The following is a 17,888-nucleotide window of genomic DNA, read 5'->3' as shown; positions in this document are numbered from 1 at the left end:
GGAGCTATTGGACAGCAGTGGTACTACTGCCTTTAATTTAGGTGATGCAGATGGCGTAAAAACTGCTTAAGCATAAAATACCGCCTAAGCAATTCTAAAGGGAAAATGGAGTTTTTATAAACAACTTAATCAAAACTTTGCTAGACAGTAATTATCCTAAGGTAATGCTAAAGATTAGGTGTAGTTTTCAGTAAAAAAGTTCCACAGACAGTAGTTACACTTAAGTTACTTTCTGGTATCCAATGTCTCTATGTAGTCCTTTGATAAAGTTATGAGGGTACACAAGGTAATATGCGAGCCTACATTCTTCAAAAACCCGGTTTCGCAGAAGTTACTGGGTCTGTTCCATAGCAAGTTTTCCGCCTAACTATGCCGCCTGAGTTCTGAATTTACAATTAAGGCTGTCGTGGTTCTGTTCAAGACAGACCATGCACCTACTTGCCGTCTAAAAGAGAAATTCAGTACCTTGAATTTTGTGAAATATTATTTTTTACTGTAACATAGGATAATGAGAAAATAACATTATCTCTCCCTTTGGTTGCACCCCAAAGGTGGGAATTGGAGAGTTTTTCTTCGGAAAGGTGTAAAGTCTTTGGGTGCCAGCCAAGCTTTTGCATAAACAAGTCAATGTGATAAAAATTATCGTTTCATGAAAATCCTTGCGCTTCAAGGATGGGAAACTTCGTGATAAATTGAACAAGCGCCCGAGATATTGGTGATGTGAGTATGTCAGATTCCTCTGGACTCCGGGCGATCGCATCTGCGTTTCGCCTAACAGGTTGGATTAGCTTTTGGACCCAGTTAGTACTAGGCGTGGTTTCTGGGGGGATTTTGCTAAGTGCGGTGGTTTTTAGCCGAGGTGGCAACAACAGCAATAATCCAGGAACTGGGTTTGGTGCCTTTTTTGCAATTGCAGGACTGATAGCCCTAGGTGTCGGAATTTATTTGGCTTTCCGTTACACTAGAATTGGCAGGCAACTGGATTCTTCTAACCCTAGCAACCGCCCTCGGAAAATTGAAACCGTTCAAATCTTGCAGTTGGCTTTGGTGGTGCATCTTGTAGGAATGCTGTTGACTCTTCTAGGGGCGCAGGCGATCGCAGGCACTTTAATCGTCAAATCACTAACGTTGCCGCAATTGGGTGGTGTAGGTGTTTACACGCAAATCGACCCAAACCGGATTATCCAACCCCTAGATATTTTTGTCGTACAAGCAAACACTAATACAGTGACAGCGCATTTTGCAGGGCTTGTTGCCTCAATTTGGTTGCTCAATCGCATCTCCAAACCTCAGCCGTAGGGAAGTGAGAACGGATAAGGGGGAAAATGCCCAATTGCCCAATGACCAATGCCCATTGACAAATGACAAATGACAAATGACAAATAACAAATGACTATTAAAACTTGAGACAAATCTGTGCTAGACATCAGGCAAATACGGGAAAATCCACAATTAGTTCAGGAAAGGTTGAATACTCGCGGTGGCAACTATGACCTTCAGCCGCTGCTTGAGTTAGATCAACAACAACGCGACTTGGAAGCTAAGCGAAATCAACTCCAAGCACGCAGTAACGAAATTGCTAAACTTATTCCTGGCAAGATAAAAGCTGGTTGCGACCCCAATGGATCGGAAGTCAAAGCATTGCGAGAGGAAGGGAGTTCCATCAAAGCTGAAATTGGGACACTAGAACCTCAAGAAAAAGACTTGTCAGCCAAAATCAAAGAATATCTACTTGCACTTCCCAACTTGCCAAGCGACACCACACCCGTTGGTAAGAGTGAGGAAGAAAACGTAGAGGTGCGCCGTTGGGGTGATGAATACCTTCCACAGAACCCAAACATTCTTCCCCATTGGGAAATTGGCGAAAAGTTAGGAATCCTTAACGTTGAGCGAGCTGTAAAAGTGGCACAAAGTCGCTTTATCACTTTAATAGGGGCTGGTGCAGCATTGGAGAGAGCATTAATTCAATTTATGCTCGACCGCCAAATAGCAGCCTCTTATGTGGAAATCCTACCTCCGATTTTGGTGAATAGCGAATCCATGACAGCTACAGGGCAACTGCCTAAGTTTGCTGAAGAAAGCTTTAATTGTCCTGCTGATGATTTGTGGCTTGTTCCAACAGCGGAAGTCCCTGTCACCAATCTTTATCGTGGTGAGATTATCAATGCGGAACAATTACCCATATACCACTGTGCTTATACTCCCTGTTTTCGTCGAGAAGCAGGTAGCTACGGGCGCGATATGCGGGGATTAATTCGACTGCATCAATTTAATAAAGTTGAACTGGTGAAATTTGTCCATCCTGACACTTCTAGTGAGGAACTGGAAAAAATGGTGGGCAATGCAGAAGCAATTTTACAGGCGTTGCAATTGCCATACCGAGTTTTATCCTTGTGTACTGGAGATTTAGGTTTCCACTCTGCTAAAACCTATGACTTAGAGGTTTGGCTTCCCTCTTCCGGAAAGTACCGGGAAATTTCGAGTTGTTCAAACATCATGGATTACCAAGCACGACGGGCTGATATTCGCTTTAAAGAAAGCGGTAAAAAGGGAACTCAATTCGTTCATACCCTCAATGGTTCGGGATTGGCAGTAGGACGGACAATGGCAGCGATTTTGGAAAACTACCAACAAGAAGATGGAACAGTACGGATACCAGAAGCGCTACAACCTTACTTGAGACGTGAGATTTTGTGATTGAGGTTAGTGGTTGGTAGTTAGTCATTAGTAGAAAACCACTAACGACTAACCACTAACGACTAACCACTAACGACTAACCTCTACAATGGAAAGAAATATAGCTGAATCAGTTCACTCATTCTTATGTCATTTTTTGCGGGTTTAGCAGCGATATCAGTCTTAGCTGTTTTGATTTTGGTACACGAGGCTGGGCATTTTATTGCAGCAAGGTCTCAAGGTATTTACGTCAACCGTTTCTCTTTGGGCTTTGGTCCAATTATTTGGAAGTACCAAGGAGAGGAGACTGAATATGCTATCCGTGCCATTCCATTGGGTGGTTTTGTCGGTTTTCCTGACGACGATCCGGATAGCACGATTCCACCTAATGACCCAAATCTTTTGCGGAACCGTCCAGTTTTAGATAGGGCAATTGTTATCAGTGCAGGAGTCATAGCAAACTTATTATTTGCTTACCTGCTTCTTGTGACACAAGTCTGTGTTATCGGTACAGCACAAGCAACTCAACCTGGAGTGTTAATTCAACAGCTGGCACCAAGTGTGAGTTCTGTGGCAGCAGAAGCCGGAATTAAGCCAAAAGATGTCATAGTAGCAGCCGATAACAGAGAATTTGGTACATCACTGCAAGAGATAGAAGCTTTAAGGAATATTATTAAAACTCACCCAGGTCAGCCAATTCAATTAGAAATTGCTCGCGGTGACAAAAGATTGTCTTTGAGTGTTGTTCCTAAAGCCAATTCAAGTGGTGATGGCAGTATTGGCGTAGAACTTGCTCCTAATGGCAAAGTTGAGCGCCGTCCCGTGAGGAATCCAGTGCAAGCTTTTAGCATTGGGGCTGCAGAATTTCAGCGGATTGTCACAATGACGTTCCAGGGCTTTGTCCAACTTATCACCAATTTTCAAGAAACAGCAAATCAAGTAGCAGGGCCAGTGAAGATTGTGGAGATAGGTGCTAACATTGCTCAAAATGATACAGGCAGTCTGTTTTTCTTCGCTGCTCTCATCAGTATCAACCTAGCTATCATTAATATATTGCCCCTACCAGCTTTAGATGGGGGACAACTCGCTTTTCTGCTGATTGAAGGTTTGCGGGGTAAGCCTTTACCCAATCGCATTCAAGAAGGTGTTATGCAAACTGGTTTGGTGATACTTTTGGGATTAGGCATTTTTCTCATTCTTAAAGAAACTACCCAATTGGAGTGGGTGCAAAAGTTATTCCAGTGATTAGTACCCGCAAACGGTCATCTAAGAAGCAACGGGCATTAGAAATTCTAGTCCGCCTGAAGCGCCTCTACCCAGATGCCACTTGTTCTTTAAACTACTCAAGCCCAGTGCAACTGCTTGTAGCAACAATTCTTTCCGCTCAATGTACTGATGAGCGTGTGAATCAAGTGACACCAGCATTATTTAGTCGGTTTCCAGATGCAGCGAGTTTAGCGAGTGCTGACTTGTCAGAGTTGGAAACCTTAGTCCATTCCACTGGGTTCTATCGCAATAAGGCGAAGAATATCAAATCAGCCTGTCAAATGATTGTTACCGAATTTGGTTCCCAGGTGCCAAAGCTGATGGAGGAGTTACTCAAGCTTCCTGGTGTAGCGCGGAAAACTGCAAATGTCGTCCTCGCTCATGCCTATGGCATTAATGTCGGGGTAACAGTTGATACTCATGTGAAGCGTTTGTGCCAACGTCTGGGTTTAACCGAACATTCAGACCCCATCCGTATTGAACGCGATTTGATGCGCTTGGTTCCTCAACCAGATTGGGAAAATTGGTCAATTCGGTTAATATATCACGGTCGTGCTATTTGTAAAGCGCGATCGCCCGCTTGTGACGCTTGTGAACTCTCTGACCTCTGCCCCTCTGCTTTTCACGTACCAAGAGAAACGGTGAAGCCAAAGGTGGAGGAAAATCTTGAGTTGTAAGTTGGGTAATGACCACCCTACTAATTTGGTCACAAAGCGTGCAATTATATAAAATGGAGAATGCTGTCAAAAAAGTAAACTACGGATAATATGGCAAAAAAGAGCATGATTGAGCGCGAAAAGAAACGCGCTAAACTGATTGAAAAATACGCTGCTAAGCGAGAAGCGTTGCTGGAAGAATTCAAAGCAGCAGAGTCTCCTCTGGATAAGTTGGAAATTCATCGCGAAATTCAACAACTCCCCCGCAACAGCGCACCTACCCGTCGCCGCAACCGCTGCTGGTTAACCGGTCGTCCTAGAGGTGTTTACCGTGACTTTGGTCTATCTCGGAACGTCCTTCGGGAATGGGCACACGAAGGTCTTTTGCCCGGAGTGGTTAAGTCTAGCTGGTAGTCATTAGTCATTAGTCATTAGTCATTGGTCACAGGACAGATGACGAATGACTTGCGGACTAATGACTAAGCTTATTGCCCGCAACACTTGTCAATTCCCAGACTTTCTAAGAGTAAATCGCTGACGGCGTTAGCAACCGCAAACTCTCCATAGAAGCTTTTGGAAAAATCAAACGCCTGCATTTCGGTGACGATGGCAATGACCAGAGAACCTAAGTCGTTTTCTCCTTCCATGCGCTGGCGTACAAAGATTTGGGCAGCTCGTGAGGCAATACTCTGATTGACTGCTTCTGGGATAAATTCTTCATCCAACCACCGATGCAAGCGCAACTGCAACCACTCTCCTTCTAGGAAGGGATTTTGAGCGGGTGGTAAAGTGATAGGTGGAATTGATTCATTCATAGTCTTTATATTAAGCAGGTGTTTTTATTAAGCTATGAGCATAAACGAGCGATCGGCAATTAGCTTTTTTAGTCTACAGTTGATGGACTAACAGCTTTTTGGCGATTGCTGACGGCTCTTAAGCTGTTGATTTTTATGAATTATGATATCGCTACTATTGTTCAAAGCTACGCTCAAGGCTATTTTCTCATGGCTGATGAGAATAATGTCTTGGGATGGTATAGAAGTCGCGATCGCACTCTCATGCCCTTAGATGAAAGATTTCGCTACCCCAAGTCCTTAAGGCGTGTCCTCAATCAAGAACGTTTCAGTGTTGCAGTCAACCGGGATTTTAAAGCTGTTGTCGCTGGCTGCGCTAACCGTGAAACCACATGGATTTCACTGGAGTTAGAAGAGATTTACTGGCAACTTTACCAAGCAGGTTGGGCGTATAGCTTTGAAACTTGGCAAGGGGATGAACTGGCTGGTGGCATTTTGGGAATAGTTATCGGGGGTGCTTTTATTGGGGAGTCGATGTTTTACCGCATTCCCGAGGGCTCGAAAGTGGCGCTGGTAAAGTTAGTGGAAAGATTGCGGGAAAGACAATTTGTACTGTTCGACGCCCAAATGATGAAAGGGTAGAGATGGTGAAGAACATCCGCATCCAACCGGGTGTACCACTAGTGAACATGTGGTGTACCCAGACGAATAAACCAACAACGCAAATTGCCAAACTTGAATAAGCAATAGCTTTATAGCCAAAGATTGGCTTGCGGGCGTGAACTGGAATGACTTCGGACATAATGCCGAAGATAGGCAGAATCATCAGATAAACTGCCGGGTGGGAATAGAACCAAAACAGGTGTTGGTAAATAATAACGTTACCGCCTGCATCTGGTTTAAAGAAAGATGTACCAAAGTGAAGGTCAAACAACAGCAGTATCAACCCGGAGGCTAAGACTGGAGTAGACACAAGTGCCAATACAGAGGTTGCCATAATCGCCCAGCAGAATAAGGGCAGTTGATCCCATCTCATGCTGGGAACTTTCATCTTCCAAATGGTGATGACGAAGTTCAGCGACCCTAAAATTGAGGAGGTTCCTACCAAAACAATGGCAAGTATCCATAAGGTTTGGGCGGCGTTGGCAGTAATTAAGCTCAAAGGTGGGTATGCTGTCCAACCAGATTGCGAACCGCCAAACAAGAAGCTGGCAAGTACCAGCAATCCTGCAGGTGGGTTTAACCAAAAGGCGATCGCATTCAGTTTGGGAAAAGCCATCTCTCTAGCACCAATCATCAACGGCACTAGATAGTTACCAAATCCACCGATTGCACTGGGTACGATCCACAAGAAGATCATGATCGTCCCGTGATTGGTCATGAAAGCGTTATACAGATTTGGGTCTAGCAAATCTGCATCTGGTGTTGCTAGCTCGGCACGCATGGCAACCGCCATCAGCCCACCAATCAGATAAAAGAAAAACGCCGTCACTAGGTATTGAATACCAATAACCTTGTGGTCAGTATTGAAAGTAAAGTAGTGATACCATTTCCAAGCCTTAGGATGGGAGGAATGGGTCTGATGCTCAACCACCTGAATTCCAGTTTGGTTGTCTTCAGGAGGAGTGTTGCGTGGAAGTCCTACTTGGGTCATATTTTGTCCTTTGTACAAGTGTCATTTGTTCAGTGTCATTTGTTCAGTGTCATTTGTCCTTTGTTCTTTCTGTAATACCAATGACTAATGACCAATGACCAATGACTAATGACCAATGACCAATGACTGGAGAGTTGCGGGACGAATTCCCATATCACGCACGTAGGGTGCGAGAAATTCCGATGTTGATAACTCAGCTGGCTTAACTGCAACAACTTCTTTCGATTCTGGCTTTTGAGCAACTAGGTTTTCTGCCAGCCAGCTTTCAAACTCTTCTTTGGAGTTATGAACAACAACCTGTGCCCTCATAGAACCGTGATAGCCGCCACACAATTCAGTACAAACGATGGGGTATGTACCTGGTTTGGTAGCCACAAATCTCAGTTCAGTGGGTATACCGGGAATAGCATCTTGCTTTAAGCGAAATTGTGGAACCCAAAAAGAGTGGATGACATCGGTTGCAGAAATGTTAAGCTGTACATCGGCTCCAACAGGGATATGTAATTCTCCTGCACTCAAACCACTTTCGGGATAGTCAAACAGCCAAGCAAACTGCATTCCTGTAACGTTGACAACCAAATCTGCTGGGTGACCTTGTTCTTTAGGAGTTGAGCCAAAGCCATATTTTGGAGTCGTGGAGGAAGGCGTTGCTGTATTTAACTCACTTTGTGATGGGTCACTCAGAGTTGCGGCAATAGCGCTTCCTGAGGTCTGGGAAACATGAGACGGGGAATGACTTCCTGCGGAAAATCCTCCCATTTGTTGATAAACATCAACACTGTAGATTCCCAAACAGATAACGATAATTGATGGAATAGCAGTCCAAAAAACTTCTAAGGGAAGGTTTCCTTCTGCGTGTATTCCATCGGTATCGTCTCCCGGACGGCGACGAAACTTCACTAAAAAAAGCACAATGGTTCCTTCTACTACAATGAATAAAGCAGTAGCAATGGAAACCATAATGTTAAAAAAACCGTCTACCAGGGGTGCTTGTTGCGATGCCTGTACTGGTAATAGACCGTGGTTTTGTCCTACCCATATGCTGAAAAGTGTAATGACCATTCCAGCAACTAGGGTTAATAGTGCAACAGGAATTTGTTGCATAAATACCTGCTCTTTAAAAAATAGTTAAAGGTGTATTTGTCTGAGTTGTATAAGCTATCAGTCAAACAAGCTCAAAGTCCAGTTTTTTCTTGTGCCTTGTCATGACTAACAGCTTGTACCCAGTACATTGCATCTTAGGTTTTTGATGCTTCACACCAAGGATAAAAATAGTTTTCTCTTTCCTCTCAATGAACACATTTGTACAAGGCTAATGCGTTAGCAGTTATTGGTTAGTAGGGCGAACATTCCTGCAACCCTATATATTTAGTATTTTGCTATACTAAAAACCAGTAACTTTGCTTGAACAACGAGCAGTAGCCAAGGTTTTAGCTTAATTCGTTTTCTGTGTCAATACTAGGAAAATTGGATGGGAAAAGTTTATAATGTTTTAAAATCTTTCCCCTCCATAAAATTCAAAACTATCTCTCTACTCCAAGGTGTACAAGCTTTCTTCTTCAGCATAAACCAGTAGTAGAGGAAGTCGCCTTAGTCTTAACAATTGATTAGGGTCTTTGGCTGCAAGGTTTATTGTGTTAATAGATAACAATTCGTGATTTACGTTTTTGTTTACTGTGAACTTTTTGCTGAGTTCCTGTAAATATCAAAGTTCCCCTCTAAAAACCTTGCTTGTGAAGCGATATGCCAAGTCAAGGATTAAGCATGAAGTGTAGGAAAAAGCATTTTCTCCTTAATTCTTTACCTTTTATCCTTTTTGACCCTATAGACTTAAACAGCAACTCAGTTATTTAAGGTAGCATGGGTGTAGCAATTTTTGGGGCAAATTTTTGCACAAGCACCGCAACCAATACAGTTGTCTTGGTTAGCAACTGTCATGACTTTCTTTTCAATTTCATCATCATCCTCATCCTCAACAAATTCGCCTTCTTCATTCATTGCTTTTAAAAGCAGTACATTATGCCCGCAGATTTTAAAGCATCTACCACAACCAATACATTTGTCTTTGTCAATTTCTTGAACAAATTGAGGTGTCCAAGTTTTACCACCAAATGTCAATCCTGTTAGTGTTGCCATGAATCTACCTTTTGCCAGTTTGTCTACAAATGTTACTCTTACGCTCATCCTAACATAAGCTGTTTTTGATGTTCTTAACTTCTCCCAACAATCTTCTATTTCATTAAAGTTTGATAACTTACAAAATATTAAGAGAATTTTGTTTGTATATTTTAAATGCAACTTATTTCTACTAAAATTTGAATCCTTGCCGCACAATCAAAACAAATTAGGTTTATCGGTTAACCAATTTACATAAATCAATATTAAGAAATCAGCCTGATTTCCTTTCCTCTAGAAAACTACCAATACTTGTTGGTGGGGCTAAATCCCACCGAAAGCGTGAACTTATGAACTTGACTTTTTGCTGACTTATTTATTGAGATTTTTTGGCAAGAAACTATTAAAAATACCGTTTCCATATGAAGATGCACAGAAAGAACCCCACCGCCTGCAGTACCTCCCGTTAGTCAAGCTACTGTGGCAGTGTACAAGTTGAATTTACCCCTCGTCACCTCTCCTTAGAAAGTGGAGGTGACGAGGGGTAAGACTTGATATAAGTAGGTGGTTGAGAATCAAACTACATAAGTTAAAAAATGTAAAAGCGATCGCAACCCATACCAATGACAAATGACAAAGAACGTCTCTAACTTGTTAACTTTATTTGTGACAACCTACTTAACAGCAAAAAGTACTGACATATACAAAATATTTTCTGCTTTATGTTTTTGGGTAACTGTCATTGATACACCTCATTTCTTTGAAAGGTAAAATGTCAATAAAATAAGACAAGGCTAACTATTGGAAAATATTAATGTTATTAATAATTTGGGAGAAAAGAATTGGGTTATTATTAACTTGTTCTGGATTAACACTCGCAAAAGTAAATATATAAATACAAAAAAGTGTTATTGAATTACTTCATAAACGTAATTTATAAAAACACTTTTAGCTCATTACGAACACAATTATAAAAACATTTATGAAATGTTATAGAGTAAGGAACCCTAAAAAATAGGCTCGGGTGACAATCCTTAAATAGCCTCCAATTGGATGCACAGTCCCAATAAAGATGTGGGTAATAAGTACGGTAAAAATTAAATTTTTACCAGAAAATAAAGTGGTGATGGGGAGTTAAGAAAGAAGACACATCCAGGGGAGACTTGAGCCAAACATCTCAACGATTAGAGTGGGAAGAAGCCTTATGCCTTATACGATTCCTAACAACAGTTGCGTTGGATGTGACAATTGCCGTCCCCAATGTCCTACTGGTGCTATCAAACTCGAGAATGATGAATACTGGATAGATCCTTGTCTTTGTAACAACTGTGAAGGTTATTACCCCGAACCTCAGTGTGTAATAGTTTGCCCAATTCAGTCTCCAATTCCCATGCAGCCAAAAAGAGGGCGGTGTAAGGTTGACTTAAGAGAGGCAACAAGCCCCGATCTATTTGCTAACGGTAAGAGCAACCCCTTTGCTTCATCAATTGTCATTTGGGAAGCTTGTAATGTTCTTTCCCAAAGAATGTGGTTACCTTGGGTCATTGATGAATCACAGAAGGTGTGTTACCGCCGACAAGTTAATCAAGGGAAGGGGGAAATAGCATTTCATATTTCCGATTTCCATAATGGAGGCGAACTTGTCACAGAGCTAGGGGCAGTCGAGAAGTTTGATATTAGAGCTGCTTGTATCCATCTGATTTTTGCTGCTCATGCAACAGCATTGGATAAACCTTGGGAGCAAGAATTTACGATTGACGATCGCCAAATTGAGAAATATTTGGGGCTCGAGAAGCGTAAAGACTTGAGCAAAACAGCCAAGTTGAGTTTGATAAAAAACTTGGTGCAGCAGACTTGCTCTCTGATTGTTTCTATTAACTGGCCCCAACAGGGTTATATCAAGGGATTTTCTGTAGAGGGAGTTCGTTTGTGGGATTTGATGGAAATTCAGCATCACTTTCAAGAAGATGATATTGGGTGCAAATACCTGACTGGGTTAACCTTTAAAGTGAGAGCAGGTATATGGGCACAGTATTTCCTCAATAAACAAGGATGTAAGGAAAGAACTGCATTTTATCAATATGGCAGTTTGCCCAAATCCCTGTTAACAACAGTTATGAGTATCTGGCAGCAACATGAAGGTACAGCAAGACTGATGCTATGGCTGTTGTTTAAAACCAAAATGGGTAAAGAACAACGCATCACAGTTCCTACCCTACTGCGTGTAGCATATGGCGAAGAAAAAACCTCTGTTGCTTGCAGGCAGAGAGAGGAACGCAAGCGGTTGCTGCGGACTTTTGAAAATGATTTGGAAGTCCTTAACCATTATGGCATAAAACCCATATTTGACCCAGTGACCTATCCACCAGAGATTCAGCCGTTATGGGCAAAATTAGTCAATCTCCCGGAAGACCCAGACGAAGCATTAGATTTTTGGATTCATGATGCAGGTGGGAAAACGCGTTTAACAGACTCTGGTCCCCGTGGTAAGTGGAATATGCTTATGAATGCCCGAATTTTATCATTTGAGCTACCCCAAGAGTGGGAACAGCAAACAACAGAACCAGATAAAAAGCAACGAAATCTTAAGAACAAAAAAAAGTCAAAAAGCACAGCAGGGTATTTGCTAGGTGAACAAATCCTGCAAGCCAGAAAAAATTTGAACCTTTCCCAGAGGGAATTAGCGAAATTGGCAGGTAAAAGCCAAAGTTGGATTCGTGATTTGGAAAATGGTCGTCTCAAAGCCAAATTAGAAGACCAAGCTTTGCTCCGCAAAGTGCTTAATATAGCTTAAAGTTTTACGTACCGCAAATTAAGAGCACAGGCAATCAACCATTAATCTCAGCTGTCTGCTGATATCAATGGCTGATTGCCAATCGCTGGCGTTTGCCCTAGTGTTAATAAACATCAAACTTAGTCGTTTGACCGTTGGCAACAATACCTAAGACATTCATGGGAGATTGTTTGAGATTATCCAAAGCTTGCTTCAAAACCGTACACCTTGTTTTATGTATTCTTGTTACCAGTAAAATACCATCAGTGTGGAGTGCCAGCAGGCTAGCATCCGCAAGCCCCAGCAAGGGAGGGGTGTCATAAATTACCAAGTCAAAGGTGTTATGAAAACTCTCCATCAATCGCTTCATCTTTTCTGAGGAAAGCAATTTTGTTGGGTCAGGTGGTATGGGTCCAGCCGTAAGTACAGATAATTGGTTGATAAAAGGGGGTTGCCGAATAACCTCTGTTAGTGGCAAGTTTGTCGAAATTAAATTACTTAATCCCCATTGGTTATTTAAATCTGATAGGGTGTGAATCACGGGTTGCCTGAGATCGGCATCCACAAGTAGCACTCGATGCCCCATTGCTGTTGCTATTTGAGCCAAATGAAATGCCACCGTAGACTTACCGTCTCCAAGCATCGCTGAACTCACTACTAAGGAACGGATAGGGCGGTCGGAACTTAGCAGTTGGATATTGGTATACAGTACCCGCAAAGCTTCCAAAAATTTGGGGGAATAGTTGCTAGAGCCTTGTTCTGCTATTGCAGCTAACCCAAAAATGTGCTTGGAAAAAGCATCTGGGACTGCCTTAATGGGAATTTTAGGCTTATAAGTCCGAGGTAAACTATTTTGAAGCTGTTTTTCAAAAGGAATAGCTCCTAATAACGGTTCTTTGACCTTCTTCTTGAGGGCGTCAAGGCTTTGGTAAGTATTGTCTAGTTTCTCTATCAATACTGCAGCGCCAATACCTAACACCAAACTGAGGATAAAGCTCGTTGTTAAATTACGACGGATGTCAGGAGATACGGGTGCTGTTGGTTGAATCGGTGCTTGAATTAACTGCCAAGGAAGTTCTGTCTGGGCTACCTGAATTTGGAGACTTTCACGGGTACTGAGAAAACGATTCAAGCTTTCTGTTGCAATCTCCAATTTCCGTTGTGATTCAGTATAGCTTCGTGCCAATACTGGTAGCTGCCTGCGTTGTTGTTCGATTTTTTGTTCCGCTTTTGCAAGTTCTTTGCTTTGAACCTCTAAACTTTGGACATCAGTAGCTAGCTTAGCCATTTCTACATTTAAAAAACGCGCTGCTTCTTGCTTGAGCAAGGGTAACAGTTTTTCACGTTTCTCTTTCAACGCTTGAATAGGAGGGCTGTCTTCTTGAAAACGAGTTAATTCAGTGGCTATTTGAGTATCCAACTGACGCACCTGACCCATCAGCTGCTGATAACCTGTTGCTTCTTTCAGTGCTACTAGCTCTCCCTCTTGTTTCTGTAGACTGGTCAATCTGGCGCGAGCTGTTGCCAGTTGCTGATCGACTGCCAGTCTTTGTTGAGACAGAGAATTCGCTTGACTGTTTATTTGCGCTGACTGGACGTCTGGGTCGGTTAACTTATACTTTTGCCGAAAAATTTGTTGGTCTTTTTGCAGCCGATCGACTCGCAACTGCATAGACTTCAGTTGATTTTCCACAAACTGAAGTCCCTGACGCAAGCTTGTCTGCCTTTCTTCAAGGCTGTACTTTAAGTAAGCTTCAGCAACCCGATCCAGAACTACTTTAATCTCTTTCGGATCGTTACTCTGATAGCGAACTTCTAGAATCTTGGTTTCACCTAAGCGAGTGATAGTTAGAGAATTGGCAAGCGAACTATCGTTAATGTTTGGATACGAGCCAGCCAAGAGCTTTGCAATGGCTCTCATCAACTCTGGGCTCTTAAGAACCTGTATTTGGCTCTCGTAATCTAAACCGGGCTGAGCTGGACTGGAGCCTTGTTTGTCCGAGGTAAGAGTTAGCAATGGGCTCTCTTGATTGAGAGGTTCTACTAACAGCCGAAAATTCCCTTCATAAACTGGTTTCTGTTTCAGGGTTGAATAGACATTAGCACCCATGACAACTGTGGCTATCGCTGCAATCACTAGCCCCCTTCGCCGTACAGTACCTAAAAGTTCACCTAGATTCCAATCATCTCCTTGTCCTTGAGACCACGGAAAATCTTGGGGGTGAACAACTGAAGGGACAAAGTTCTTATTCTGCTCAGAACTAGGGGATTGAGAAGAATGTTTCTCCATGATTTATTATCAATACCAAAAAAACACAAGCAGGATTTATATAACAACAGAAACAATCGGTGTAACGGCAACTGAGTCGGAACTGCTGCAAATTTGTCATCCGATCGCAGTGACCTTCGATTATGGCAGCTTTGAAGCGACCAAAAATAATAACCTAATCTTATCAGACTAAACTATACAGTTTCTAGATAAATACTCAAGCTTCGGTAAAAATTTATGTTCTACTTTGTAGTAGCAGTCTTGTCTAGTGATAACGGTAAATGTCTGAGTACCAAAACAAACTCACTTTGGCTCGTTTACGGAGCTTCAACAGGTCGTGCTTTCTGGCACCAGGTTTTGCCACTTTTTTCGAGAGCACTTAAACAGTTTAATATTGATTTAAAATCAAGCTAATAAGCGCTGTTTTTGCCGTTCTCTGCCTTAGGGGTGAGAACAAATGCATAGTTTATTCCTTATATTTAGGTAACAAAATCGAAAAAACCAAAAAAGTATAAGTAAATTTAATCAATCCAGTCGCGCTCGCATCCAGCTATAAGCGATACTGTGTTTTAACGTCTTATAGTCTCTTCATCAAGGCTTAAACTATTCAGTTAGTAGTACATATCGTCTTTACAATCAAAAGATTTTAGTCCAGTAATTGTACTTATGTACTGTAGTGTTTTGAAAATTTTACGTCAGAAAAGCAGGAAACTACGTAAGTAGATGTACATAAGTTATTTTGATACTATTGTATGTATAAGTAAAATTGAAGCATGGTAAATTGTGAATATGTCATGGAGTAATCAAGCGAGCGATGTGTTTATATCATCATAGATAGTACTTACAACAAGCTAAGTACGCGACCGATAACCTCAATATATAGTTTGAACTGTCTGGTTTCGGTTGAAAAAGTATTTCAAGAGGACAGAATTAAAAAACTTTGTGAATAAATATATGTAAGAAAAAATGGATATCATCTACCTCCATTTCCCCCTTGGATCGCTACTAGGGGGAAAATTAGACTGTTTGCTAATACAAAGCTGTGGAAGTGAGTAGCCAGTGTGCTGGTTAAGCTAGGCTATAAAAAACTATCCGTAAATGCAGCTATCTTATACAACCACATATCTTCGCTTTCACAAGCACAACCCTATGATTAAATTGTTTGTATCGTAGAAGAACTTGCGACACCATTTGTGAATCGCAAGCTCTTGAGAGATCGACAAGTAGGTGGGTGAAACCCATGTAGCAGATGCAATATGGTTGATAAGTACAGTCTCCATTGTGGTCTGTTGTCAAAATTTCTCTGTAAAAAAAAAATTCATCAAAAAAATACAAAATCTATCTATGAGGGGATTGAAAAATGTTGTATATCTTGTATTGAAGGTAAAACTCATAGTTAAGATTTAATTCCTAAAGGAAAACAGCCAGCAAGACAAAAATGGAAAATCAATAGAAAGATTAAGTTTATGAACTGAATACTGGTTCTGTTAAGAGGCGACTTTGGCAAGGGTCGTCAAATGACTAACAATACAAACCGAATAAGTTCTTAAGCCTGTAAACCAATAAAAATAGAATAATTTTTTGTTAATCTAGGATTTTGGCTTTGATGGTCATTGCGATCTCAGTCTATCCAACGGAGCTTTCGTTGTTGTTTATAGAACAGTGAGGAAAACCGGATCGCGGAGAAAGTGTATCTGTAGGATGCTAGAAGCAGAAATTACAAGTTACTTATGACTGCCAGATAGCTTGATACATGATTTTTCACAGCGATCGCAAAGCAAATTTATATCAATCTTCCCCCTCACGCAAGAAGTAGGATGAACTAACTTTGCAGGGGAGTTGACCTAACACTAGGGCTAGCATTGCCAAGACGTAAAGTAGTGCGTCGTTTGTAGAAATATTATCATCTTTTTGACAATTGTGTAAAGCTACTTCTACAAGACTGCGCTTGTGGAAGTAGTTTGATTCATTTGGGACACTTGCGGCAGTGCCTGTGAAACGCAAGCTGTTTTTATGTGCTTAGTGAAATCCACTCTCCAAGAACTTATCGAAGGCATTAAGCAATCGAGGTATATCTTTACCAATTGATACCTGAAAAACTTTGCTCAAGGACGGATTCGATGACACCCAGAAACCGGATTAGTGAAAAATTGTTGCAATCAAGTTCGACTCTAGGAGGTAAAAATACAGAACCTATTAAGACCAAACAGAGCATTAGATTGTCTGTCATTACACAGTTCTTTCCACCAGACTATGCAGCTACCGGACAATTAATTGAGGAACTCGTGAGACATTTAGGACAGCAAGGCGTAGAAATTGAGGTTTTTACAAGCCAACCCGGATATGCTTTTAAAACCTCTTCTGCTCCAGCGCTGGAAAAATTCGGACACATCCTGATTCAGCGATCGCGTTCTGCTCAACTTTGGTTGGGGAGAATTCGTGGTAAGGCGCTGGGTGGAGTTTTATTCACCTTGCGAGCAATACTCCATTTGTTTAAAACAAGTCGTCGTTGTAATGTTTTGTTGCTGACAACAGCGCCTCCATTCTTGCCTATTCTGGGATATTTAGCAGATACCCTGTTTCAACTTCCCTATGTCTGCATCCTCTATGACCTTTACCCAGATATTGCCATTTCCTTGGGAGTGCTCTCCAAGGAGCACTGGTTAGCAGCGATTTGGCGAAGGATTAACAAAAAGATTTGGCTAAAGTCCAAAGCTATTATAGTGTTAAGCCCTGCTATGAAAATGCGGATAGTGTCTCACTGCCCGCAGGTAGCAGATAAAGTTTTCGTTATTCACAGTTGGGGCGATCCGGACTTGATTGTGCCCATTGCGAAGCAGCAAAACTGGTTTGCCTGGAAGCATAACCTAGTTGAGAAGTTTACCGTTCTCTACTCAGGAAATATGGGACGCTGTCATGACATGGAGACTATTTTAGAAGCAGCAAAACTCTTAAAAGATGAGCCTATTCAGTTTGTGTTTATAGGCGGGGGTGCAAAAGGTGAGGAATTACAAAAAGAGTCACATCGTTTAGAGCTGGATAATATAGTGTTTTTACCCTATCAAGACAAAGAAGTACTGCCTTACTCTTTAACAGCTTGCGATTTATCCTTGGTCAGTGTGGACGCGGGTATGGAAAGCTTAGTGGCTCCTAGCAAGTTATATCCGGCTTTAGCAACTGGACGACCGATAGCAGTGATTTGCTCAAAGTACTCCTATTTGTGGCAAATGATTGCAGATGCTAACTGTGGCAGTGTCTTTGAAAATGGAGATAGTCAAGGACTGGCTCAATTTATTTCCTTGCTCAATAGCGATCGCCAACTAGCAAAGCGTATGGGCATGGCTGGTCGTAAGTATATGCAATCCCACTTCACTGCTCAAATCATCTCTCAGCAATACTTAAAGGTTTTGGAGAAGGTTGTACATTAAAAGCAAAGTTACAAAGCATCAATTTTGTATAAGGGCTTTACATTATTAATATCCACCCTTCACCGTTTCTACTGATTCATCTTTTCTTGACGTAAAGCAAGAAAAGTATAACTAACAAGAGAAAGCTAGAGTACCAGTACACTAGTCAAGCAGGGGAGCACAAAACACATTTTCTCTCTGCTGTAATCCTTGATATTTCATGGATGTAGAGACGCGTCATGGCGCGTCTTTACAAAAAACTAAATTTTTAAAAATTT

The 17,888-nt window shown here is 41.7% G+C and carries 12 protein-coding genes and 2 pseudogenes; 9 read left to right on the top strand and 5 right to left on the bottom strand.

Going from position 1 to position 17,888, the window contains the following annotated elements; all coding sequences use genetic code 11:
- The first annotated feature begins 726 nt into the window (after nt 1-726).
- From ACYRY3_RS20890 to rpsN, 5 genes are all read left to right on the top strand, one after another.
- Nucleotides 727-1,299 (top strand): DUF3611 family protein, encoded by a 573-nt coding sequence (locus ACYRY3_RS20890; RefSeq protein WP_460203535.1) that lies wholly within the window; start codon nt 727-729, stop codon nt 1,297-1,299.
- A gap of 117 nt (nt 1,300-1,416) precedes the next feature.
- The gene (serS, locus tag ACYRY3_RS20885) at nt 1,417-2,697 is read left to right on the top strand and encodes a serine--tRNA ligase (protein WP_460203534.1); all 1,281 of its coding nucleotides are present in this window, start codon (nt 1,417-1,419) and stop codon (nt 2,695-2,697) included.
- A 126-nt stretch (nt 2,698-2,823) separates the two neighbouring features.
- Entirely contained in the window at nt 2,824-3,921 is a 1,098-nt protein-coding gene (gene rseP, locus ACYRY3_RS20880) for an RIP metalloprotease RseP (protein WP_460203533.1), read from the top strand.
- A complete protein-coding gene (gene nth, locus ACYRY3_RS20875; protein ID WP_460203532.1) occupies nt 3,897-4,619 on the top strand; it encodes an endonuclease III in 723 nt (240 codons plus the stop codon). The genes rseP and nth overlap by 25 nt, the downstream gene beginning before the upstream one ends.
- Nucleotides 4,620-4,709: 90 nt before the next feature.
- Complete coding sequence (rpsN, locus tag ACYRY3_RS20870) at nt 4,710-5,012, top strand: 30S ribosomal protein S14 (RefSeq protein ID WP_460203531.1); 303 nt, start codon at nt 4,710-4,712, stop codon at nt 5,010-5,012.
- A 71-nt stretch (nt 5,013-5,083) separates the two neighbouring features.
- On the opposite strand, the gene ACYRY3_RS20865 is transcribed toward rpsN, so the two are convergent.
- Nucleotides 5,084-5,413, bottom strand: a complete 330-nt coding sequence (locus ACYRY3_RS20865) for a hypothetical protein (protein ID WP_460203530.1) — start codon at nt 5,411-5,413, stop codon at nt 5,084-5,086.
- Between the two features lie 135 nt (nt 5,414-5,548).
- On the opposite strand from ACYRY3_RS20865, the pseudogene aat reads away from it, so the two are divergent.
- Nucleotides 5,549-6,025: pseudogene (aat, locus tag ACYRY3_RS20860) on the top strand (leucyl/phenylalanyl-tRNA--protein transferase); the annotation flags it as partial.
- 1 nt (nt 6,026) lies between these two features.
- On the opposite strand, the pseudogene ACYRY3_RS20855 reads toward aat, so the two are convergent.
- From ACYRY3_RS20855 to fdxB, 3 genes and pseudogenes are all read right to left on the bottom strand, one after another.
- Nucleotides 6,027-7,046 (bottom strand): annotated as a pseudogene (locus ACYRY3_RS20855) (cytochrome c oxidase subunit I); the annotation flags it as partial.
- 105 nt (nt 7,047-7,151) lie between these two features.
- Complete coding sequence (locus tag ACYRY3_RS20850) at nt 7,152-8,150, bottom strand: cytochrome c oxidase subunit II (RefSeq protein WP_460203529.1); 999 nt, start codon at nt 8,148-8,150, stop codon at nt 7,152-7,154.
- Nucleotides 8,151-8,888: 738 nt separating this feature from the next.
- Nucleotides 8,889-9,182: a ferredoxin III, nif-specific gene (fdxB, locus tag ACYRY3_RS20845; protein ID WP_460203573.1), complete on the bottom strand. Its 294-nt coding sequence runs from the start codon at nt 9,180-9,182 to the stop codon at nt 8,889-8,891.
- Between the two features lie 1,183 nt (nt 9,183-10,365).
- Here fdxB and ACYRY3_RS20840 point away from each other — a divergent pair.
- Nucleotides 10,366-11,955, top strand: coding sequence for a helix-turn-helix domain-containing protein (locus ACYRY3_RS20840; protein WP_460203528.1), 1,590 nt, complete (start codon nt 10,366-10,368; stop codon nt 11,953-11,955).
- Nucleotides 11,956-12,058: 103 nt separating this feature from the next.
- On the opposite strand, the gene ACYRY3_RS20835 is transcribed toward ACYRY3_RS20840, so the two are convergent.
- Nucleotides 12,059-14,224: a GumC family protein gene (locus ACYRY3_RS20835; RefSeq protein WP_460203527.1), complete on the bottom strand. Its 2,166-nt coding sequence runs from the start codon at nt 14,222-14,224 to the stop codon at nt 12,059-12,061.
- Between ACYRY3_RS20835 and ACYRY3_RS20830 the strand changes: the two genes are divergently transcribed.
- Complete coding sequence (locus tag ACYRY3_RS20830) at nt 14,223-14,396, top strand: hypothetical protein (RefSeq protein WP_460203526.1); 174 nt, start codon at nt 14,223-14,225, stop codon at nt 14,394-14,396. The genes ACYRY3_RS20835 and ACYRY3_RS20830 overlap by 2 nt on opposite strands.
- A gap of 1,927 nt (nt 14,397-16,323) precedes the next feature.
- Complete coding sequence (locus tag ACYRY3_RS20825; protein ID WP_460203525.1) at nt 16,324-17,631, top strand: glycosyltransferase family 4 protein; 1,308 nt, start codon at nt 16,324-16,326, stop codon at nt 17,629-17,631.
- Nucleotides 17,632-17,888 lie beyond the last annotated feature (257 nt).

Source organism: Scytonema sp. NUACC21, from assembly GCF_054684315.1.
Note: the sequence above shows the minus strand (reverse complement) of the source record. Positions and strands in the feature narration are given on the sequence as shown.

Bases quoted from the DNA above. Each gene is read 5' to 3' on its own strand.
- rpsN (WP_460203531.1), top strand. From the start codon at position 4,710: ATGGCAAAAAAGAGCATGATTGAGCGCGAAAAGAAACGCGCTAAACTG.
- rseP (WP_460203533.1), top strand. From the start codon at position 2,824: ATGTCATTTTTTGCGGGTTTAGCAGCGATATCAGTCTTAGCTGTTTTG.
- ACYRY3_RS20830 (WP_460203526.1), top strand. From the start codon at position 14,223: ATGATTTATTATCAATACCAAAAAAACACAAGCAGGATTTATATAACA.
- fdxB (WP_460203573.1), bottom strand. From the start codon at position 9,182: ATGGCAACACTAACAGGATTGACATTTGGTGGTAAAACTTGGACACCT.
- ACYRY3_RS20890 (WP_460203535.1), top strand. From the start codon at position 727: ATGTCAGATTCCTCTGGACTCCGGGCGATCGCATCTGCGTTTCGCCTA.
- ACYRY3_RS20835 (WP_460203527.1), bottom strand. From the start codon at position 14,224: ATGGAGAAACATTCTTCTCAATCCCCTAGTTCTGAGCAGAATAAGAAC.
- ACYRY3_RS20865 (WP_460203530.1), bottom strand. From the start codon at position 5,413: ATGAATGAATCAATTCCACCTATCACTTTACCACCCGCTCAAAATCCC.
- ACYRY3_RS20840 (WP_460203528.1), top strand. From the start codon at position 10,366: ATGCCTTATACGATTCCTAACAACAGTTGCGTTGGATGTGACAATTGC.
- ACYRY3_RS20825 (WP_460203525.1), top strand. From the start codon at position 16,324: ATGACACCCAGAAACCGGATTAGTGAAAAATTGTTGCAATCAAGTTCG.
- ACYRY3_RS20850 (WP_460203529.1), bottom strand. From the start codon at position 8,150: ATGCAACAAATTCCTGTTGCACTATTAACCCTAGTTGCTGGAATGGTC.